Here is a 16,306-nt window from a genome sequence, read left to right as displayed (position 1 = left end):
GCCGCGCGCGTTGATATGCATCAAGTCGCGCACGATCGAGCAGCAACTATAGTTGTGCAACGCCGTGCCTTTTCTTTGCTGGAGACTCCGCTCATGCAAGCCATTCGCAGCATTCTGGTGGTCATCGAACCCGAACATTCGGAAAGCCTGGCGCTCAAGCGCGCCAAGTTGATCGCCGGCGTGACCCAGGCCCATCTGCACCTGCTGGTGTGCGACAAGAAACACGATCACGCCGGCATGCTTGGCGTACTTAAAGCTGCGCTGGTGGCCGACGGCTACAGCGTGACCACCGAGCAGGCGTGGAACGAGAGCCTGCACGAAACCATCATCGAGGTGCAGCAGGCCGAGGGTTGCGGGCTGGTGATCAAACAGCACTTCCCCGACAGCTCATTGAAAAAAGCCCTGCTGACCCCGGCGGACTGGAAACTGCTGCGCCACTGCCCTACCCCGGTGCTGTTGGTGAAAACCGCGGGTTCCTGGAAGGACAAGGTGATTCTGGCAGCCGTTGACGTAGGCAATGCCGATGGCGAGCACCGGCATTTGCACACGACGATCATTGATCATGGCTACGACATTGCCAGTCTGGCCAAGGCGCATCTGCACGTCATCGCTGCACATCCGTCGCCGATGCTGTCGGCGGCCGACCCGACGCTGCAACTGAGCGAAACCATCGAAGCGCGCTATCGCGAGCAGTGTCGGGCGTTTCAGGCGGAATTCGATGTCGATGATGAGCACCTGCACATCGAGGAAGGCCCGGCGGATGTGTTGATTCCGTTCATGGCGCACAAGCTGCAGGCGGCAGTGACCGTGATTGGCACGGTGGCGCGCACCGGGTTGTCAGGGGCGTTGATCGGCAATACCGCGGAAGTGATTCTGGATGCGCTGGAGAGCGATGTGCTGGTGCTGAAACCGCAGGAGGTTGAGGATCATCTGGTGGAGCTGGCGGTGAAGCACTGAACAGCCACATTTGAAATGCGATCCCTGTAGGAGTGAGCCTGCTCGCGATGGCGTCCTGTCAGTCACCACCTTCTTTGAATGCACTACCGCTATCGCGAGCAGGCTCACTCCCACAGTTGGAATGCATTCCAAATGTGGGAGCGAGCTTGCTCGCGAAGCTTCTAGGCGCCGAAGGCGTCTTTCAGAAAGCCCGGGGCGATGTAGCGCTGGTAGTGCGCTTCCGACAGCAGGAAGAATTCCCGATCAATGGCATCACGCAACTCCGGCAGGCTCCAGTCGCGAAACTCCGGCAGCAACACCATCCCGTAGGCTTCCAGATTAATGATCACCCGCGCACCACGGGCAATCAGCTGATACGCCCAGCAATATTCCGACTGATGCGGCACGAAGCGGATCTTGCGTTGTTCGAGCTGCTCGCGCAGGCGCGCAGAATCGAAAATCTCGACCTTGCCTGCCATCACTTGTGACAGCAATTGCTCCAGACGCAACCACACCGCGCGTTTTTCTTCCTCGTTGTAACCATTCCAATGGATCACTTCGTGGTGGAAACGCTTGCAGCCACGGCACACCAGATCACCGTAAACAGTGGAGCAGAGGCCGACGCAGGGGGTCTTGATGGTCTGATTGGGCATAAAGTAGGCAGAGGCACTGAAACGCGGAACAGACCGGCATCTTAGCCCTTTGTCGGGCATTGATCACCCCTCAAACATCAGGGTCTCAGCCGTACTGAGTGTTTGGCCCGGCCACGCGCATTGCCACGAAAGTCCAATAGAGCGCGACTTACCTTTAAATTTTTTTTGCCGTAGAATCAGCCAGCCTTTTAAGGCGCCAATGTCCGTTAGAAGCTGTTTTCAAAGCGTCACGAGCACAGTCGTTCCTTCAGAGCGGTGTTGGCGAGGGATTTTTCCAGCGGGGAAAAATCCAGCGCCAACCCTCATCAGCTCCCCGTTCTGCAGGCGTAAAACTTTGAAAGCAGCTTCTGTAAGGAATTGCCGGTAATTCTGGCCGAACGACCCACAACGTCGTGAGGAGCATGAGTACGGCAATTTCGGGATGAGCGTCCCGGACACCCATTTGGGACCACTGATGAGGGTAATAACTGTGCTTGAAGCCTACCGCAAACATATCGAAGAGCGTGCAGCCCTGGGTATCGTTCCCCAGCCGCTTAACGCCGAACAAACAGCAGGCCTGGTCGAGCTGCTGAAAAACCCTCCGGCTGGCGAAGAAGAATTTCTCGTTGACCTGATCACCAATCGCATTCCACCAGGCGTGGACGAAGCGGCCTATGTAAAAGCCGGCTTCCTGTCTGCACTGGCCAAGGGCGAAGTTTCCTCCCCGCTGCTGGACAAAAAGCGCGCTGTAGAACTGCTCGGCACCATGCAGGGCGGCTACAACATCGTGACTCTGGTTGACCTGCTGGACGACGCCGAGCTGGCGCCAGTCGCTGCCGCGCAACTCAAGCACACCCTGCTGATGTTCGATGCGTTCCACGACGTCGCGGAAAAAGCCAAGAACGGTAACGCTCACGCTAAAGCCGTGCTGCAATCCTGGGCTGACGGCGAGTGGTTCAAGAACCGCCCGACCCTGGCCGACAAGATCAGCCTGCGCGTCTTCAAGGTAACCGGCGAAACCAACACCGACGACCTGTCCCCTGCTCCAGATGCCTGGTCGCGTCCAGACATCCCGCTGCACGCCCTGGCCATGTTGAAAATGGCCCGTGACGGCATCGTTCCTGATCAGCAGGGCGCCATCGGCCCGATGAAGCAGATCGAAGAAATGCGCGGTCAAGGCTTCCCGATCGCCTACGTCGGTGACGTGGTCGGTACCGGTTCGTCGCGTAAATCGGCCACCAACTCGGTACTGTGGTTCTTCGGCGACGACGTACCTTACGTGCCGAACAAGCGCGCTGGCGGTTTCTGCTTCGGCAGCAAAATCGCTCCGATCTTCTACAACACCATGGAAGATGCCGGCGCACTGCCAATCGAGTTCGACGTTTCCAACATGAACATGGGCGACGTGATCGACCTGTACCCGCATGCTGGCAAAGTCTGCAAACACGGCACCGACGAAGTCCTGACCACCTTCGAAATGAAGACCCCGGTGCTGTTGGACGAAGTACGTGCCGGCGGCCGTATCCCGCTGATTATCGGCCGTGGCCTGACCGAGAAGGCTCGCGCCGAACTGGGTCTGCCACCATTCGACCTGTTCAAGAAGCCAGAAGCCCCAGCTGAAAGCACCAAGGGTTTCACCCTGGCGCAGAAAATGGTCGGCAAGGCTTGCGGTCTGGCAGAAGGCCAAGGCGTTCGTCCTGGCACCTACTGCGAACCGAAGATGACTACAGTAGGTTCTCAGGACACCACCGGTCCAATGACCCGTGACGAACTGAAAGACCTGGCGTGCCTGGGCTTCTCGGCTGATCTGGTGATGCAGTCCTTCTGCCACACCGCGGCGTATCCAAAGCCGATCGACGTGACCACCCACCACACCCTGCCTGACTTCATCATGACCCGCGGCGGCGTTTCCCTGCGTCCGGGCGACGGCATCATCCACTCGTGGCTGAACCGCATGCTGCTGCCAGACACCGTCGGTACCGGTGGTGACTCGCACACCCGTTTCCCGATGGGCATCTCGTTCCCGGCCGGTTCCGGTCTGGTTGCGTTTGCTGCGGCCACCGGCGTTATGCCGCTGGACATGCCGGAATCGATCCTGGTGCGCTTCAAAGGCAAAATGAAACCTGGCATCACCCTGCGTGACCTGGTTCATGCCATTCCTTACTTCGCTATCCAGAACGGTCTGCTGACCGTCGAGAAGAAAGGCAAGAAAAACGCCTTCTCCGGCCGCATCCTGGAAATCGAAGGTCTGGAAGGTCTGACCTTGGAGCAGGCGTTCGAACTGTCCGACGCCTCGGCCGAACGTTCGGCTGCCGGTTGCACCATCAAGCTGTCGAAAGAGTCGATCACCGAGTACCTGAACTCCAACATCACCCTGCTGCGCTGGATGATCGGCGAAGGCTACGGCGATGCGCGTACCCTGGAACGTCGTGCTCAAGCGATGGAAGCCTGGGTGGCCAACCCGGAACTGATGGAAGCCGATGCCGACGCCGAATACGCCGAAGTCATCGAAATCGATCTGGCCGACATCAGCGAGCCGGTACTGTGCGCGCCGAACGATCCGGACGACGCCCGTCTGCTGTCCAGCGTTGCTGGCGAGAAGATCGACGAAGTGTTCATCGGTTCGTGCATGACCAACATCGGTCACTTCCGCGCTGCCGGTAAACTGCTGGATCAGGTCAAGGGTCAGCTGCCAACCCGTCTGTGGCTGTCGCCGCCGACCAAGATGGACGCTCACCAACTGACCGAAGAAGGCTACTACGGCATCTACGGCAAGGCAGGCGCACGCATGGAAATGCCAGGCTGCTCGCTGTGCATGGGTAACCAGGCACGCGTTGAGCCGAACAGCACCGTGGTGTCGACGTCGACCCGTAACTTCCCGAACCGTCTGGGCGACGGCGCGAACGTCTACCTGGCTTCGGCTGAGCTGGCGTCCGTTGCTTCGATCCTGGGTCGCCTGCCGACCGTCGAGGAGTACATGGAATACGCTGGCAAGATCGACAGCATGGCGGCCGATATCTACCGCTACCTGTCCTTCGACCAGATCGCCGAGTTCCGTGAAGCTGCTGCGAACGCCAACATCCCGGTCGTTCAAGCCTAACGTAACAACGCAATGAAAAACGCCGCCCATCGTGAGATGAGCGGCGTTTTTTTATGCCTGCAGAATGACGGTTGCCTGTTCGGGCCTCATCGCTGGCAAGCCAGCGATGGCGTCATTGCCAATGACTCAGCGCTTTCGCGTGCAAGCTCGGCTCCCGGGCAAAAAAAACCGCTGTGCCTGGGCAGGCACAGCGGTTTTATTGATGGAACCAGGTTTACATCGTCAACTTGTACACCAGTGCCGAAATCGCTACCAGACCTACAGCCGTGACAAACACGTTGGACGCCTGACCACGATAACGCGCCATCGCTGGCACTTTGCGGATGGCGTACATTGGCATCAGGAACAGAATGGCCGCGATCACAGGACCACCAATGGTCTCGATCATGCCCAGAATGCTCGGGTTAAGGGTCGCGATGATCCAGCAGATCACCAGCATGAACGCCGCCACAATGCGATCCAGCGCCTTGGCGCCCGGACGCTTGCCGCTCTTCACGATCAAGCCTTTCAGGCCTTCACTGGCGCCGATGTAGTGACCGAGGAACGATTTGGAGATCGCTACGAACGCAATCAGCGGCGCCGCAAATTCAATGGTCGGATTGTTGAAGTGGTTGGCCAGGTACGACAGGATCGACAGATTCTGCTCTTTGGCTTCCGCCAATTGCTCCGGCGACAACGTCAGTACGCAACTGAAGACGAAGAACAGCACCATCAGCACCATCAACGCATGGGCGCGGAACAGGATCTGCGAGCTGCGCTCATCGGCATGCACGCCGTACTGACGCTTCTGATCCACTGCAAACGCGGAAATGATCGGCGAGTGATTGAACGAGAACACCATTACCGGAATCGCCAGCCACAGCGTGTGCAGCAGCGCCGACGGTGCCGGCACGTGCGAAGCGGTGGCGAGGATGCCGCCGTTCCAGTGCGGAATCAGGTACACCCCAAGAAACAGCAACGCGACGATAAACGGGTAAACCATCAGGCTCATCGCCTTGACGATCGCCTGCTCACCGCACCGCACCACCGCCAGCAAGCCGAGAATCAGCACGAACGACAGCAGCGCGCGCGGCGGTGGCGTGATGTGCAGTTGATGTTCGAGGAAACTGGCGACTGTATTGGTCAGGCCGACACTGTAGATCAGCAGGATCGGGAAGATCGCGAAGAAGTACAGCAAGGTGATCAGCGCGCCGGCCTTGATGCCGAAATGCTGCTCCACCACTTCCGTGATGTCGGCGCCTTCGCGACCGGACAGCACGAAGCGGGTCAGGCCACGGTGCGCGTAGAACGTCATCGGGAAGGCCAGCAGCGCAAGGATCACCAGCGGCCAGAAGCCACCCAGACCTGCGTTGATCGGCAAAAACAGGGTGCCGGCACCGATGGCCGTCCCAAACAGTCCCAACATCCAGGTGGTGTCCTGGCGATTCCAGCTCGAAAGTTCAGCGGGTGCTGCTGCATCAAAGCGCTCTTCGACGCTATTGGCCTGATCATTCATCCGGTCGGATCTCCGCATTCCGGTCACTTGCCACTCGGTCAGGACGCGTCGGAAAAAACCGACAGACATGCTCCGGCCGAAACAGGGGCGCGATTCTCCGCGATAAATGAGCAGAAGCAAAGACTTAGCTGAGGAATGGCTGTGCGGAGCAGATCCGTTTGGCGTCGTTTTCGGGAAATTATCTGTCGCAAACAGGTATTCGTGATGTCGTTAACAGGCACATGCAAGGGTATTCAGATGGTTCGAGCCAACACCATCACGAAAGCGATCCCCACCGCGCCCATCAACATTCCAAGGCTAAACAGCAAAACCGTTTCACGCCTTTCGGCTTTGCGAAAGGGCTTCATGGCTTCTCTGAACTCAAACTCCTCTTGATACAGTCGGTTTATCCTGGCTCTGCTTTCCTCTGTGCTCATACTGCCCCCTTCCCTTTTTTTGGTGCTCTGAATCAACACGCATGCGCAACTGCAACCTGCTGCGCTCTCTTACAGCTTCAAATAAAGCCCAACGGCGGTGGCAATTGCAGTTAATGCCCCAGCCCCCACCACAAGGGGATACAAGAAAGTCTCAAGTTTCAGTTTTGCTTCCTCCGCCAAAAGCTTGCGCCTCTCCGCGCCGAGCTTTTGGGTTTCCGTTTGTAGCCTTTCGAGTTCCACATTTTTGTGGTCATCCAGATGCATGAACCTTCCTTGGCTGCTGACAGTTAACGCTCGGGAAGTTTTTCCATCCTGGACCACCTCCCATTGCTGCCCCATGATTTCGCGTTAACCGTCTGCCCGATAGCAGATGGCTCTGCCAAATGCGTAGGTAAAATCCGCGAGTTTCGTAGGTAGCCTCATACAAAAACAACAACGAGGTCATCACCCCACACTTTCAATTTGGTTGATATGTTCTAGCGTGAATGAGTCCCCTCCCCCAGAGTCTCTGCCCATGCCCCTCGTTCGCATCGACATCAAACAAAACCCCGACCCCACGTTCGCCAAACGCATCGGCGAGCAGATTTATTCCGCCCTGCGCAGTTGTATCGATGTGCCGGAGCACGACAACTTTCAGATCCTCACCGAGCACGACAGCCAGCATTTCGTCTATGACCCGCAGTATCTGGGAATCCAGCGCAGCGACGGCGTGGTGTTCATTCAGATCACCATCAGCGAAGGGCGCTCGATAGAGAAAAAACAGTTGCTGTTCAAAACCATCGCCGAAAGCCTGCACACCCAACTGGCGGTGCGCCTGGAAGACGTCTTCATCAATCTGGTCGAGGTAAAAAAAGAGAACTGGTCATTCGGCAATGGCGTCGCGCAGTACGTCACTTGATCCGCTCATTGACAGCCCGGTATCAGCGTCAGCATGATCGGCCCATGAACATTCGCGCGCTGCAACTCACCCGTACCACCACGACCGCCACCGGCGGGTCGTGGTGTTTCTGTCTGAGGTAAATCCAGCGCAGCAAACCCAAGGCCCCGCCAGCAATGGACGGGGCCTTGTTGTTTCTCCCGTCCGTGCGGCATCTGCAGCCCCCAAGGAGAAACACCATGCCCGCAGCACTGTTGATCATCGATATGCAGGGCGGTCTGTTCCACGGACCGGAAAATCCCTACCAAGGCGAACGGGTTCTGGCCAACATCCAGCGCCTGGTCGCTCAGGCCCGCAGGAATCAAGTACCGATCTTCGCCGCGCGCCACACTGGCCCGGACGGCTCCCCGATTGCCGCTGGCAGTCCTTTCTGGCAATTACTGCCAGCGCTTGAGCTGGACGCTGAAATCGACACCCTCTTCGATAAATCCCGACCCAATGCTTTCCATGGCACTGACCTTGCGCGGCAACTCCAGGCCGCACAGGTAGAAGAGCTCTATGTGGTCGGCATGAAAAGCCAGTTCTGCATCGACAGCACCTGTCGCAGCGCTGCCGATCTTGGCTTCAGACCATTGCTGGTCGCTGACGCCCACACTTGCATGGACACTGCCGCGCTATCCGCCGAAGCGATCATCAAACATCACAACGCCACCCTCGGTGCCGCCTTCGCACGATTAGTCGACAGCGATGAAGTGACGTTCTGAGGAAGTCCTCGCTGAAATTGACGCAACTTGACTTGCTACGGTTGCGTCAACCAGACATTTGTTACGCCATTCCTTGTCCTACAGCGTTGTGTAATCAATTAAGGGGGCCAGCGACATTAACTACCGGAAACGCCAACAAACAAGTCAATCAGCCACCAACCCTTCAGAATGTTCCTACAACTTAAGCAGCCAAAAAACTCGCAACAAAACATTACTTAAAATCGAATACCAGCCATTTGTTACAAGCAACTACCCAGCCATTGAACAATATTCCGCAGCAGGTCTATATTTTTATCGCCCTGAATTCAACGACTGACATTTAAAGTGCAATCAAGAGGACACAACATGCAAAAGTACATGATGACCGGCCTGTTGTTGGCCGCGTTGCTCGTCCCGCTCACCAGCGCCAATGCCGACGTCCGCGAGCTGGCCTCCTCGCCGCGATGGCTGACGACCAAGGTCTATGTCGACGGCGCCCCTGAAACCGACGTCAAAGCGAAGTACCCTGGTGTCGTTGGCATATCGACGTGGGATCCCGAGCGCAATCGATATGAGTTCTTTTACACCGAGACAGGCGAGTCAAAATACAACAACGGTGGTGGCGGTTATTTCTTTGTCACCGGAGATCAGCAACAGCACATTCTTGTACCCGATATCGGCCCGACCAAAACAGTTGTCAGGCGTCTGGAAACATTGAACAAACTTGAATTCACGTATTCTCGGGAAGTACCCCGCGACATGGTCGACAACAACCCTCTCGTACGCATTCATGTCGTTCACGCGCCCTATACCGGAACGATAGAAACCAAGTCCGCCATCAAACAATAAAACCAGGAGTACGATATGCAAAAGTCACTTAAAACCCTGCTGATGTCGTCGTTACTGATTTCTTCCGTCTATTGCGCCGGGGTCAGCGCGCAAGCCGCTACCCAACCCGCAAAAGATGCCGTCGCCACGGCCGACAACGCGATGATGCTGACCGTGTTTCTGAAACATGATCAAACCCGACCGTTAAGTGAACTCAAGGCCCAGCTCGCACAACAGGGGTTCCATAAAACCTTTCCTCCGGCCGGGGTCGAGGTGGTGAGCTGGAACATCATGATGGGTATCGGCCAGGTCGTGACCGTGCGCTTTCCTGTCTCGCGTCTGGCGGAAGTGAACCTTGCGCTGGAAAACACCGCATGGGGCAGTTACCGCACCGAGTTCTATCCGACCTACGATATCAAGCCGATCGCGATGGCTGAGCAAGCCAAAGCCCAAGCGGCTCAATGATGCCGGCAGCACACCGGATCACCGGTGTGCTGCCAGCCTTGCTTCTTGTCCGAAGCCGTCCAGAATCAAAGCACCACTGCGCGAATGACAACGATTGCCAAGTCGCTGCGGATTCAGCACTCTGAAACGACTTTCGCGACCAACCCGCCGACGTTCACAGGAGCCGCGCAATGCCCGCAACCGTTCTGGTACTGGTTGAAACCATCAATGACTACTTGCCGATTCTCGAACATCAGGGCTTTCACCTGATTCTCGCCCCCACGCCCGCCGAACGTGCGCACGCCATTGCCTCCCAAGGCAGCCGCATCGATGCGGTGCTGACCCGGGGTCCGCTGGGCCTGACGGCCGAAGAGATCGCCGCCCTGCCCGCGTTGAAGATCATTACCGTCATCGGCGCCGGCTACGAACAGGTCGATCTGCAGGCCGCCAGCAACCGTGGCATTACCGTCACCAACGGCGCCGGGGTCAACGCCTCGTCGGTGGCTGACCATGCAATGGCGATGTTGTTGGCACTGGTCCGGGATATCCCGCGTTGTGATGCCGCAGTACGCCGGGGTGAATGGCCAAAGATCATGCGCCCGTCGCTGGCTGGCAAACGCATGGGGATCCTCGGGCTGGGCGCCGTCGGGTTGGCGATCGCCAAACGCGCGAACCTCGGCTTCGACATGGAAATCAGCTATCACAGCCGCCAGGTGCGCAGCGATGTGCCTTATGCGTTCTGCTCGACACCGACCGAACTGGCCCGGGCTTCGGACTTTCTGATTGTCGCCACGCCCGGCGGCATTGGCACCCAACATCTGGTCACCCGCGCGGTGCTCGATGCACTCGGGCCGAAAGGCTTCATCGTCAACATTGCCCGCGCCAGCGTCATCGCTACGGCGGATCTGATCACTGCCCTCGAACAGCGCAAAATCGCCGGCGCCGCACTCGATGTGTTCGACCACGAACCGCAAGTGCCGGATGCGCTGAAAACCCTGAGCAACGTGCTGCTGACGCCACACGTCGCCGGCCTGTCACCGGAAGCGACGCAAGGCACGGTCGAATTGGTAGGCAAAAACCTCGTGGCGTTCTTCTCCGGCGAGCCGGTACTGACGCCCATTGCGCTGCCACCGAAACTCAGCAACCAGCGCGTGCACTAGAGCACGCCGAGCAACGTCCACAGGCGCCGTGATTCAGCATCGGCGCTGATCAACTCACCCAGCAACTCGCTCAGCGGTTTATTACCCCACTCGACGCCGCGACGGATCAGATAGGGCACGGGACTGTGAGGTTCCGTGCGGGCCAGGTATTCAGCGATCAGCAACAATTGCCGATACGCTTCCTCGCGGTTGGCCGGTTCGCGAAATACCTGGGCAACCGGCGCTGGCTCTTCAGGCTGTGGCATGGCGACGGGGGCTTCGACCACGGGTGCCGGCGGCGCCGGTTGTTGTGGGTGCATGGCGATAAACTCCTGAACCAGCTTCAGCAGCGCTTGAATGATGTCCTGCAAGGGGCGCAATCCAGGGCCTTGCTCACCCAGATAAGCATCGCTCCAGCTGTCGAGCCGTTGCAGGTGTTGCAGGCTCAGCAGCAGGTTGCCTTGGGTGCGCAACCAGAACGCCAGCGGTGTGGCGCGAATCTGGTCGCTGAGTTTTTTCTGTTCATTGCGTGCAGTTTCTGCCGAGCTTTTGGCATTCTTGCTGTCGTTGACCTGCACTTGTTGAATCTGCAAACGTCGCCAGACTTCCAGGGTATAGGCTTCAAAATCGCTGTTGCGCGTGCCGAACAGCGGCACGCGAGTGAGCAACACTTCACTGTAGCGACGCACCAGCCATTCCAGCGGAATCACGCGCCACGACTGATCGCCCTCCTCGGCTTGCGGATGCAAATGCTCGGGGAAGCGCTCACACAAACCGGCGATCAGCGCCAGGCTGCCGGGCAAACCGTCCAGTGCTTGCAGGTGCAGCCACGCTTCGCCGAGCCAGGCGCTGAGCATCAAGTCCTTGCTGCGTTCGAGCAATAAAGCAGTGGTGAGCTTCTCGACCTCCGGCCAGTTCGCCCGCTTCAGTGTCGACTGCCAGACCCCGGTCGGCAGGCTGGCATCATCCTCGCGGCGCAAGTCGCGCAACTGATCGAATTCACGCTCATAACGCAAATCGACGCCGCACGGCGCATCCGCGCTGATCGGCGCGAGCAGTTGGTCAATCAGGTCTGGCACAGCGGTCGATGGCAGGCTCACAGGTCTTCCTTCTGCGATTCAAGGGCGGCGGTGCTGCCGGTCACCTGAAACGGTGAGCGCGGTGCACGGGTGGGCAACGGTGCAATCGACAGCGGCAATTTCGATCCTTGGCTCATCAATGACAAGCGCACAAACATGCGGGTGAATTCGCTGGTGACGCTGTCGGTCGAGGCGGTCACTGGCAGGCGCAGTGTCAGCGGGAAGTCGGTGTAATCCATGCTCGGCTGACGCTGCACCGAAAAGTGCGCACGCATCATCCGCAGCAGCGACCATGGCCCGCCATACTCCCAACCGGCCTCCAGATCGCGCACCACCAGATTCGGTTGCAGCGGGTCGTTGACCGGGCGTTCCTTGCCGTTGCGCGCCCAGCGCAGGGTCAGGCGGATGGGTTGACCGACCATCCAGCGCAGACTCGGCTGCTCGGCCGCGACCGGGTAGTTGATCTGCTGATTGCCGGCGAGCAAACCCCAGGCAATCACTTGATCGGCACCCTGCTCATTATCGCGATCGGTGCGCCAGCGCACGTCGAGCTCGACGCCGAGGATGCCGCTCTTGTCGCGTACGAACAGCGGCGTCAGCCAGGTGCTGGCCTGCTTCAAACGATTGAGAAAGTCTGCGGCGGCCACGCGCTCCGGCGTCTGATTCGTGGCCAGTCCGGCCTGGGCGACCGGTAAGCGCTTGTCGATCAATTCCAGCAAATACTGAACCCGCGCCGGCTCGGCATCCGGCATCTGCACGCCGTTGGCGAATGGAAACCGGTCAGCGAGGTATTGATTGAAGTAGTTGGCCAGCTCATTCCACGCGGCTGCCGCCTGTTGCACTTGCAACTGCTGGCAACGCTGCATGGCTTCCTGTTGCAGCTCCACCGCGCGCATCGCCAACGTGCCGCGTCCGCCGGCGACGTTGGCGGTCTGCAACATTTGCAGGCAGGAGTTGACGTCCATTTCGATGAAATCACGGCTGACCAGTTGCTCGATCTGCGCCGGCGAACTGGCCGGATTGGCTTCCTTGTATTTACGCAGTTCATCGTTCAGTGCGCTGAACTGCGTCACGCGTTCGTAATCCAGTGCCGAGAGGTTGGCTTGCTGCGTCGTCAACCACTGTAACGAAGACGTGCGCCGCTCAGTGATGCCGAGCATGGTGTTGAACTGCTGCTTGAGGCTCAGCTTCAGATCCTGCACATCGCTGGCGCCGAACAATTGCAAGCCGAGGTTTTTCGAACCGTCCCACTGGCTGATTTCGGCACGGCCACCGAACAGCGGTTGCGCGGTGATTTCCTCGATCCCCCCGGTAATCTGCGCCATCGCGCGGCGATTGAGCGCCGCTTGCAGGCGCGTGGAGAGATCCGCGCGGTGCACCTCGACAAAGGCTTTCTGCAGGGCCATGGCTTGCTCGGCCTGCACATTGAACACAGCGTAAGGGTGCGCCTGATCGTTGTGATCCTTGAGGCTCAACCACATTGCCTGGGCGGCGGCACGCTCGGCGGCTTTGAGCACTGCAACGCGATAGTCCGGTGGAATGCGTGGCAGTTCTTCGGCGATGTAGCTGTTGTAGTCGGCGAAATACTTCAGCGACTCATTGAGGTCATCGCCGTCCACGGTCTGGCCTTGCATATTGACGTTGTCTTCGCTGGCACGCAGGGCGACCGAAACGAAGTCACGCTTGAACAGCGCCTGTATCGCGTTATCCAGCTTGATCACTTGTTCCTGCAAGGCCAGCTGCCCGCTGACTTGCTGCACCAGCAGGTTGTCCCGCGAACCGATCTGGGCGATCCATTGATCGCGGAAACTCTGCTGCAAGCGTGACGCTTGCGTGTCGAGGTCTTGTTGGACTTGCGCGCCCAACAATGTGCTCTTGCCCACTTTGGCGAGGAAGTCACCATAACCCGGCACCAATTCCTGGCCTTTGCCGCGACTCCACGTCGAATTGGTCAGGGCGATCGCTGCTTGCAGATCGTCGACCAGCGCGGTCAGGTCTTCCAGCTCCCGCAGGCTGTTGCCGCTGCCGGCTTGCAATTGATCCAGATGCAATTTGAGGTAGCCAGCCTTGCTGACAAAGTTGTCGGCGAGAAAATACTGATCCAGCCAGCGCTGCATCAGTCCGGAAAAATTGCTGACGATCTGCGGCCGGTCGACGCTCAGATCAAGCGCCTGCAAGCTGCCGTCTTCCCCGGCCACGAGCAGCCGATTGTAGAACGCCGCGTAGGGCAAGGTGCCCGTGTTGAGGTTCAGCGACAGCGCGTTGTTGCTCAGTTGCACCAGGTCGTCCAGCGGCGCGCGCGGGTTGTTCTGCACTTGATTGAACAACTGGTTCTGCTGTTCCAGACGCAAGGCCCGATCCACCAGATCGTTCGCCTTCAGATAGTTCTGCCACTGCGCCGGGTCGTCGCTTTCGACGCTGCTGCGCCGATCGGTGCTGCGGATCGCTTTGATCTGCGCCAGTTGCGCGCTCAACAGATCATGCAGCGGCACCATGATGTGGCGCTGGGTGGATTGCAAGACTTGCTGCTCAAGCTGATTGTCGAGCGAGGAAAACCACGACGTCGGAAACACCAGAGAAACATAGTTCCAGTGCGGCGCACGCTCCAGCACGCGCCAGAATGTCTGCACGTTACGCCGGGTCGAGTCGACTCGTTGCGCCTCATCGCTGATCGCCACGTAGCCCTTTTGCGCGCCTTGCATCTGCCGCGCCAGTTCGTGGGCATCCTTGACCGACACGTGCCAGACCCAAAGCATCGCCACGGCCCAGATAACCCCGATCACCAGCGCTACGCCGGCCGTCAGCCGCTGCCAGCGCTGACGCAAACGCAGCAGACGCGGCACGCCTTGCGCCAGCCCGCGCTCGCCGACCAGGCGCTGGCGCCACAACTGGCGCACGAACACGCTTTGCTGCAAGCCGCTGTCGTCGGCGGAGAATCCGTCCTTGGCATCCTCCGAGGCCTGACTGGCGCTGAAATAGACACCGCGAAAACACGGCGCCTCACCCTGAGCGTTGCCTTGAAACACCGGTTCCAGAACACTCTGCAAACCGCGTCGCAAGGTTTCCAGACGCTCCGGCAAGGCGTACAGATCGGCGCTCAACTGGCCGGACAAGGTGCCGATTTCGATGATGGCTTCCGCCACAGCGCGATGGATGCGATCAAGCGCCTGATCGCTCCATTGCCCTTGCCAAACCGCATCGCGCGAATAAGGCGACGACCAGCCAAGGGTTCGTTCGCGGGCCTCGTCGGGCAGCGCGCTGATCAACTCCTGGAACCCCGGCAGTTCTTCAAGTCCAGTGACGACCACGTACACCGGCACACTCAAGCCAAAACGTTGCAGCAGATCGATGAAGCGCCGGCGCGCGGCCAGACCGAGGCTCGCAGCCTGTTCGAGATTACTCAGGCGACTGACCGGCACCAGCCAGACCACCCCGTCCAGCGGCCGCTTGCTGCGCATCCGCAAGATCAAACCGAGCAAACGCCACCAGCCGCCACGCTGCAAATGCATACCGTCGTCGGGCAGAAACAATGCCTGCGGCACCACCAGCACAGCGCCTTCCGGGTCCGACCACCAGCGGCCGAACCACGCCGGTTTGTCGGTCGGTTGCAGACGCCATTCACTGACCAGTTGCGTGCCCTGGGTTTCGTCGCCGAGCATCAGCAGCCAGGGCATCTGATAGCGATCGTGACTGCCCTGCTCCTGCTCCATTTGCCGCACGGCTGCGTAGAAACTGCGGATCGCTGCGCCACTCTGGGTGCGCAGCCACCACACCGCCACGGCGATGATCACCACAACCACCAGCAGAGCGACCACCCACGCGACTATCGTCAGGGTACTCATGAGTCTTGCTCCGCTGGCGCCACCGAGTCGATGATCTGCAGCACCGGGTCCAGCTCCGAACGAATGTCCCGCCAGAGGAACTGGCCAAGCCCGGTCAGTAACAAAACCATCGCCAGAATCCCCAGTGCCAGGCGAAAGCCGTCCGGCAGCGCCGTGCGCACCGGCAGTTGCAATGGCGTGGTCAGCGACGGCTGCGCCAGACGCTGACTGACATCGGCATAGCTGGCCTCGTCCTGCCAGGCAAAGGTGTACAGCGCCAGCCGCCATTTCTCCAGTTGCGCCTGACTGTGTTCGCCCCGCAAACGCCCATGGAAACCAAGGATCAGGCACTGCAGATACACGTTGGCCAGATCGCGGCTGGTCGGTTGCTGTTCGTCGAGCAATGTCTGAATCGCCGACGGCACTTGTTCGCCGGCCTGACGACTGGAATACAGACGCGACTCCAAAGGTTTGTCCTGCCACGCCGACTGCCCGGGCCATGGCGTGAACAGCAGGGTTTCGTCGACCAGCGCGACGAACGCATAGACCAGCGCCTTGACCTGATCGGTCGCCGAATCACCGACCCGCGAATAAGCGGTGCGCCACAACCGCTGCGACGCTTGCGTGGACAATTCGACCACGGTGTCCACCAGCGCTGCTTCGTCCTCGCTATCCTTGGGCAATTGCACCCAGTCCTGTTGCCATTGCTGCCACGTCTGGCGGAACGCGCTGCTCAACGGTGCGTCCTGCAACCCAAGGCTTGCGGCACTTCCTTGCGACATACGGCGTTCCTTGT

14 protein-coding genes are annotated in these 16,306 nt (G+C 59.1%); 7 read left to right on the top strand and 7 right to left on the bottom strand.

The window, feature by feature from the left end:
• Positions 1–93: 93 nt before the first annotated feature.
• Positions 94–957: a universal stress protein gene (locus PspS49_RS11770; protein WP_160039379.1), complete on the top strand. Its 864-nt coding sequence runs from the start codon at positions 94–96 to the stop codon at positions 955–957.
• A gap of 161 nt (positions 958–1,118) precedes the next feature.
• Here PspS49_RS11770 and PspS49_RS11765 read toward each other — a convergent pair whose 3' ends face one another.
• On the bottom strand, positions 1,119–1,589 hold the full coding sequence (locus PspS49_RS11765; protein ID WP_127926763.1) for a DUF1289 domain-containing protein: 471 nt from the start codon (positions 1,587–1,589) through the stop codon (positions 1,119–1,121).
• A gap of 469 nt (positions 1,590–2,058) precedes the next feature.
• On the opposite strand from PspS49_RS11765, the gene acnB reads away from it, so the two are divergent.
• A complete protein-coding gene (acnB, locus tag PspS49_RS11760) occupies positions 2,059–4,668 on the top strand; it encodes a bifunctional aconitate hydratase 2/2-methylisocitrate dehydratase (RefSeq protein ID WP_042704862.1) in 2,610 nt (869 codons plus the stop codon).
• 214 nt (positions 4,669–4,882) lie between these two features.
• Here the strand turns inward: acnB and PspS49_RS11755 are convergent, their stop codons facing one another.
• The 3 genes from PspS49_RS11755 to PspS49_RS11745 form a co-directional block, all read right to left on the bottom strand.
• Positions 4,883–6,163, bottom strand: coding sequence for an HAAAP family serine/threonine permease (locus tag PspS49_RS11755; protein ID WP_127926762.1), 1,281 nt, complete (start codon positions 6,161–6,163; stop codon positions 4,883–4,885).
• A gap of 233 nt (positions 6,164–6,396) precedes the next feature.
• Entirely contained in the window at positions 6,397–6,579 is a 183-nt protein-coding gene (locus PspS49_RS11750) for a hypothetical protein (protein WP_150751816.1), read from the bottom strand.
• A 69-nt stretch (positions 6,580–6,648) separates the two neighbouring features.
• A complete protein-coding gene (locus tag PspS49_RS11745) occupies positions 6,649–6,843 on the bottom strand; it encodes a hypothetical protein (RefSeq protein WP_034152472.1) in 195 nt (64 codons plus the stop codon).
• Between the two features lie 250 nt (positions 6,844–7,093).
• Here PspS49_RS11745 and PspS49_RS11740 point away from each other — a divergent pair, with 250 nt between their 5' ends.
• From PspS49_RS11740 to PspS49_RS11720, 5 genes are all read left to right on the top strand, one after another.
• On the top strand, positions 7,094–7,477 hold the full coding sequence (locus PspS49_RS11740) for a tautomerase family protein (RefSeq protein WP_127926760.1): 384 nt from the start codon (positions 7,094–7,096) through the stop codon (positions 7,475–7,477).
• A gap of 218 nt (positions 7,478–7,695) precedes the next feature.
• The gene (locus tag PspS49_RS11735; protein WP_160039377.1) at positions 7,696–8,220 is read left to right on the top strand and encodes a cysteine hydrolase family protein; all 525 of its coding nucleotides are present in this window, start codon (positions 7,696–7,698) and stop codon (positions 8,218–8,220) included.
• A 345-nt stretch (positions 8,221–8,565) separates the two neighbouring features.
• Positions 8,566–9,048, top strand: coding sequence for a DUF4822 domain-containing protein (locus PspS49_RS11730; protein ID WP_160039375.1), 483 nt, complete (start codon positions 8,566–8,568; stop codon positions 9,046–9,048).
• Between the two features lie 15 nt (positions 9,049–9,063).
• Positions 9,064–9,492, top strand: a complete 429-nt coding sequence (locus tag PspS49_RS11725) for a hypothetical protein (protein WP_127926757.1) — start codon at positions 9,064–9,066, stop codon at positions 9,490–9,492.
• Positions 9,493–9,662: 170 nt separating this feature from the next.
• A complete protein-coding gene (locus tag PspS49_RS11720; RefSeq protein WP_160039373.1) occupies positions 9,663–10,631 on the top strand; it encodes a 2-hydroxyacid dehydrogenase in 969 nt (322 codons plus the stop codon).
• Here the strand turns inward: PspS49_RS11720 and tssA are convergent.
• Genes tssA through PspS49_RS11705 form a run of 3 tightly spaced genes read right to left on the bottom strand, consistent with a single transcriptional unit; the run spans position 10,628 to position 16,292 of the window.
• Positions 10,628–11,710, bottom strand: a complete 1,083-nt coding sequence (tssA, locus tag PspS49_RS11715; protein ID WP_127926755.1) for a type VI secretion system protein TssA — start codon at positions 11,708–11,710, stop codon at positions 10,628–10,630. The two genes, PspS49_RS11720 and tssA, sit on opposite strands and share 4 nt — an antisense overlap.
• Positions 11,707–15,531 carry a type VI secretion protein IcmF/TssM N-terminal domain-containing protein gene (locus tag PspS49_RS11710; RefSeq protein WP_160039371.1) on the bottom strand — a complete coding sequence of 1,275 codons (3,825 nt, stop codon included), beginning with the start codon at positions 15,529–15,531 and terminating at the stop codon, positions 11,707–11,709. Before PspS49_RS11710 ends, tssA begins: the two co-directional genes overlap by 4 nt.
• Positions 15,528–16,292 (bottom strand): DotU/TssL family secretion system protein, encoded by a 765-nt coding sequence (locus PspS49_RS11705; protein WP_160039369.1) that lies wholly within the window; start codon positions 16,290–16,292, stop codon positions 15,528–15,530. The genes PspS49_RS11710 and PspS49_RS11705 overlap by 4 nt, the downstream gene beginning before the upstream one ends.
• Between the last annotated feature and the right edge of the window lie 14 nt (positions 16,293–16,306).

It is taken from the genome of Pseudomonas sp. S49, from assembly GCF_009866785.1.
Classification (GTDB): domain Bacteria; phylum Pseudomonadota; class Gammaproteobacteria; order Pseudomonadales; family Pseudomonadaceae; genus Aquipseudomonas.
This window is presented reverse-complemented; position numbering and strand designations above follow the sequence as displayed.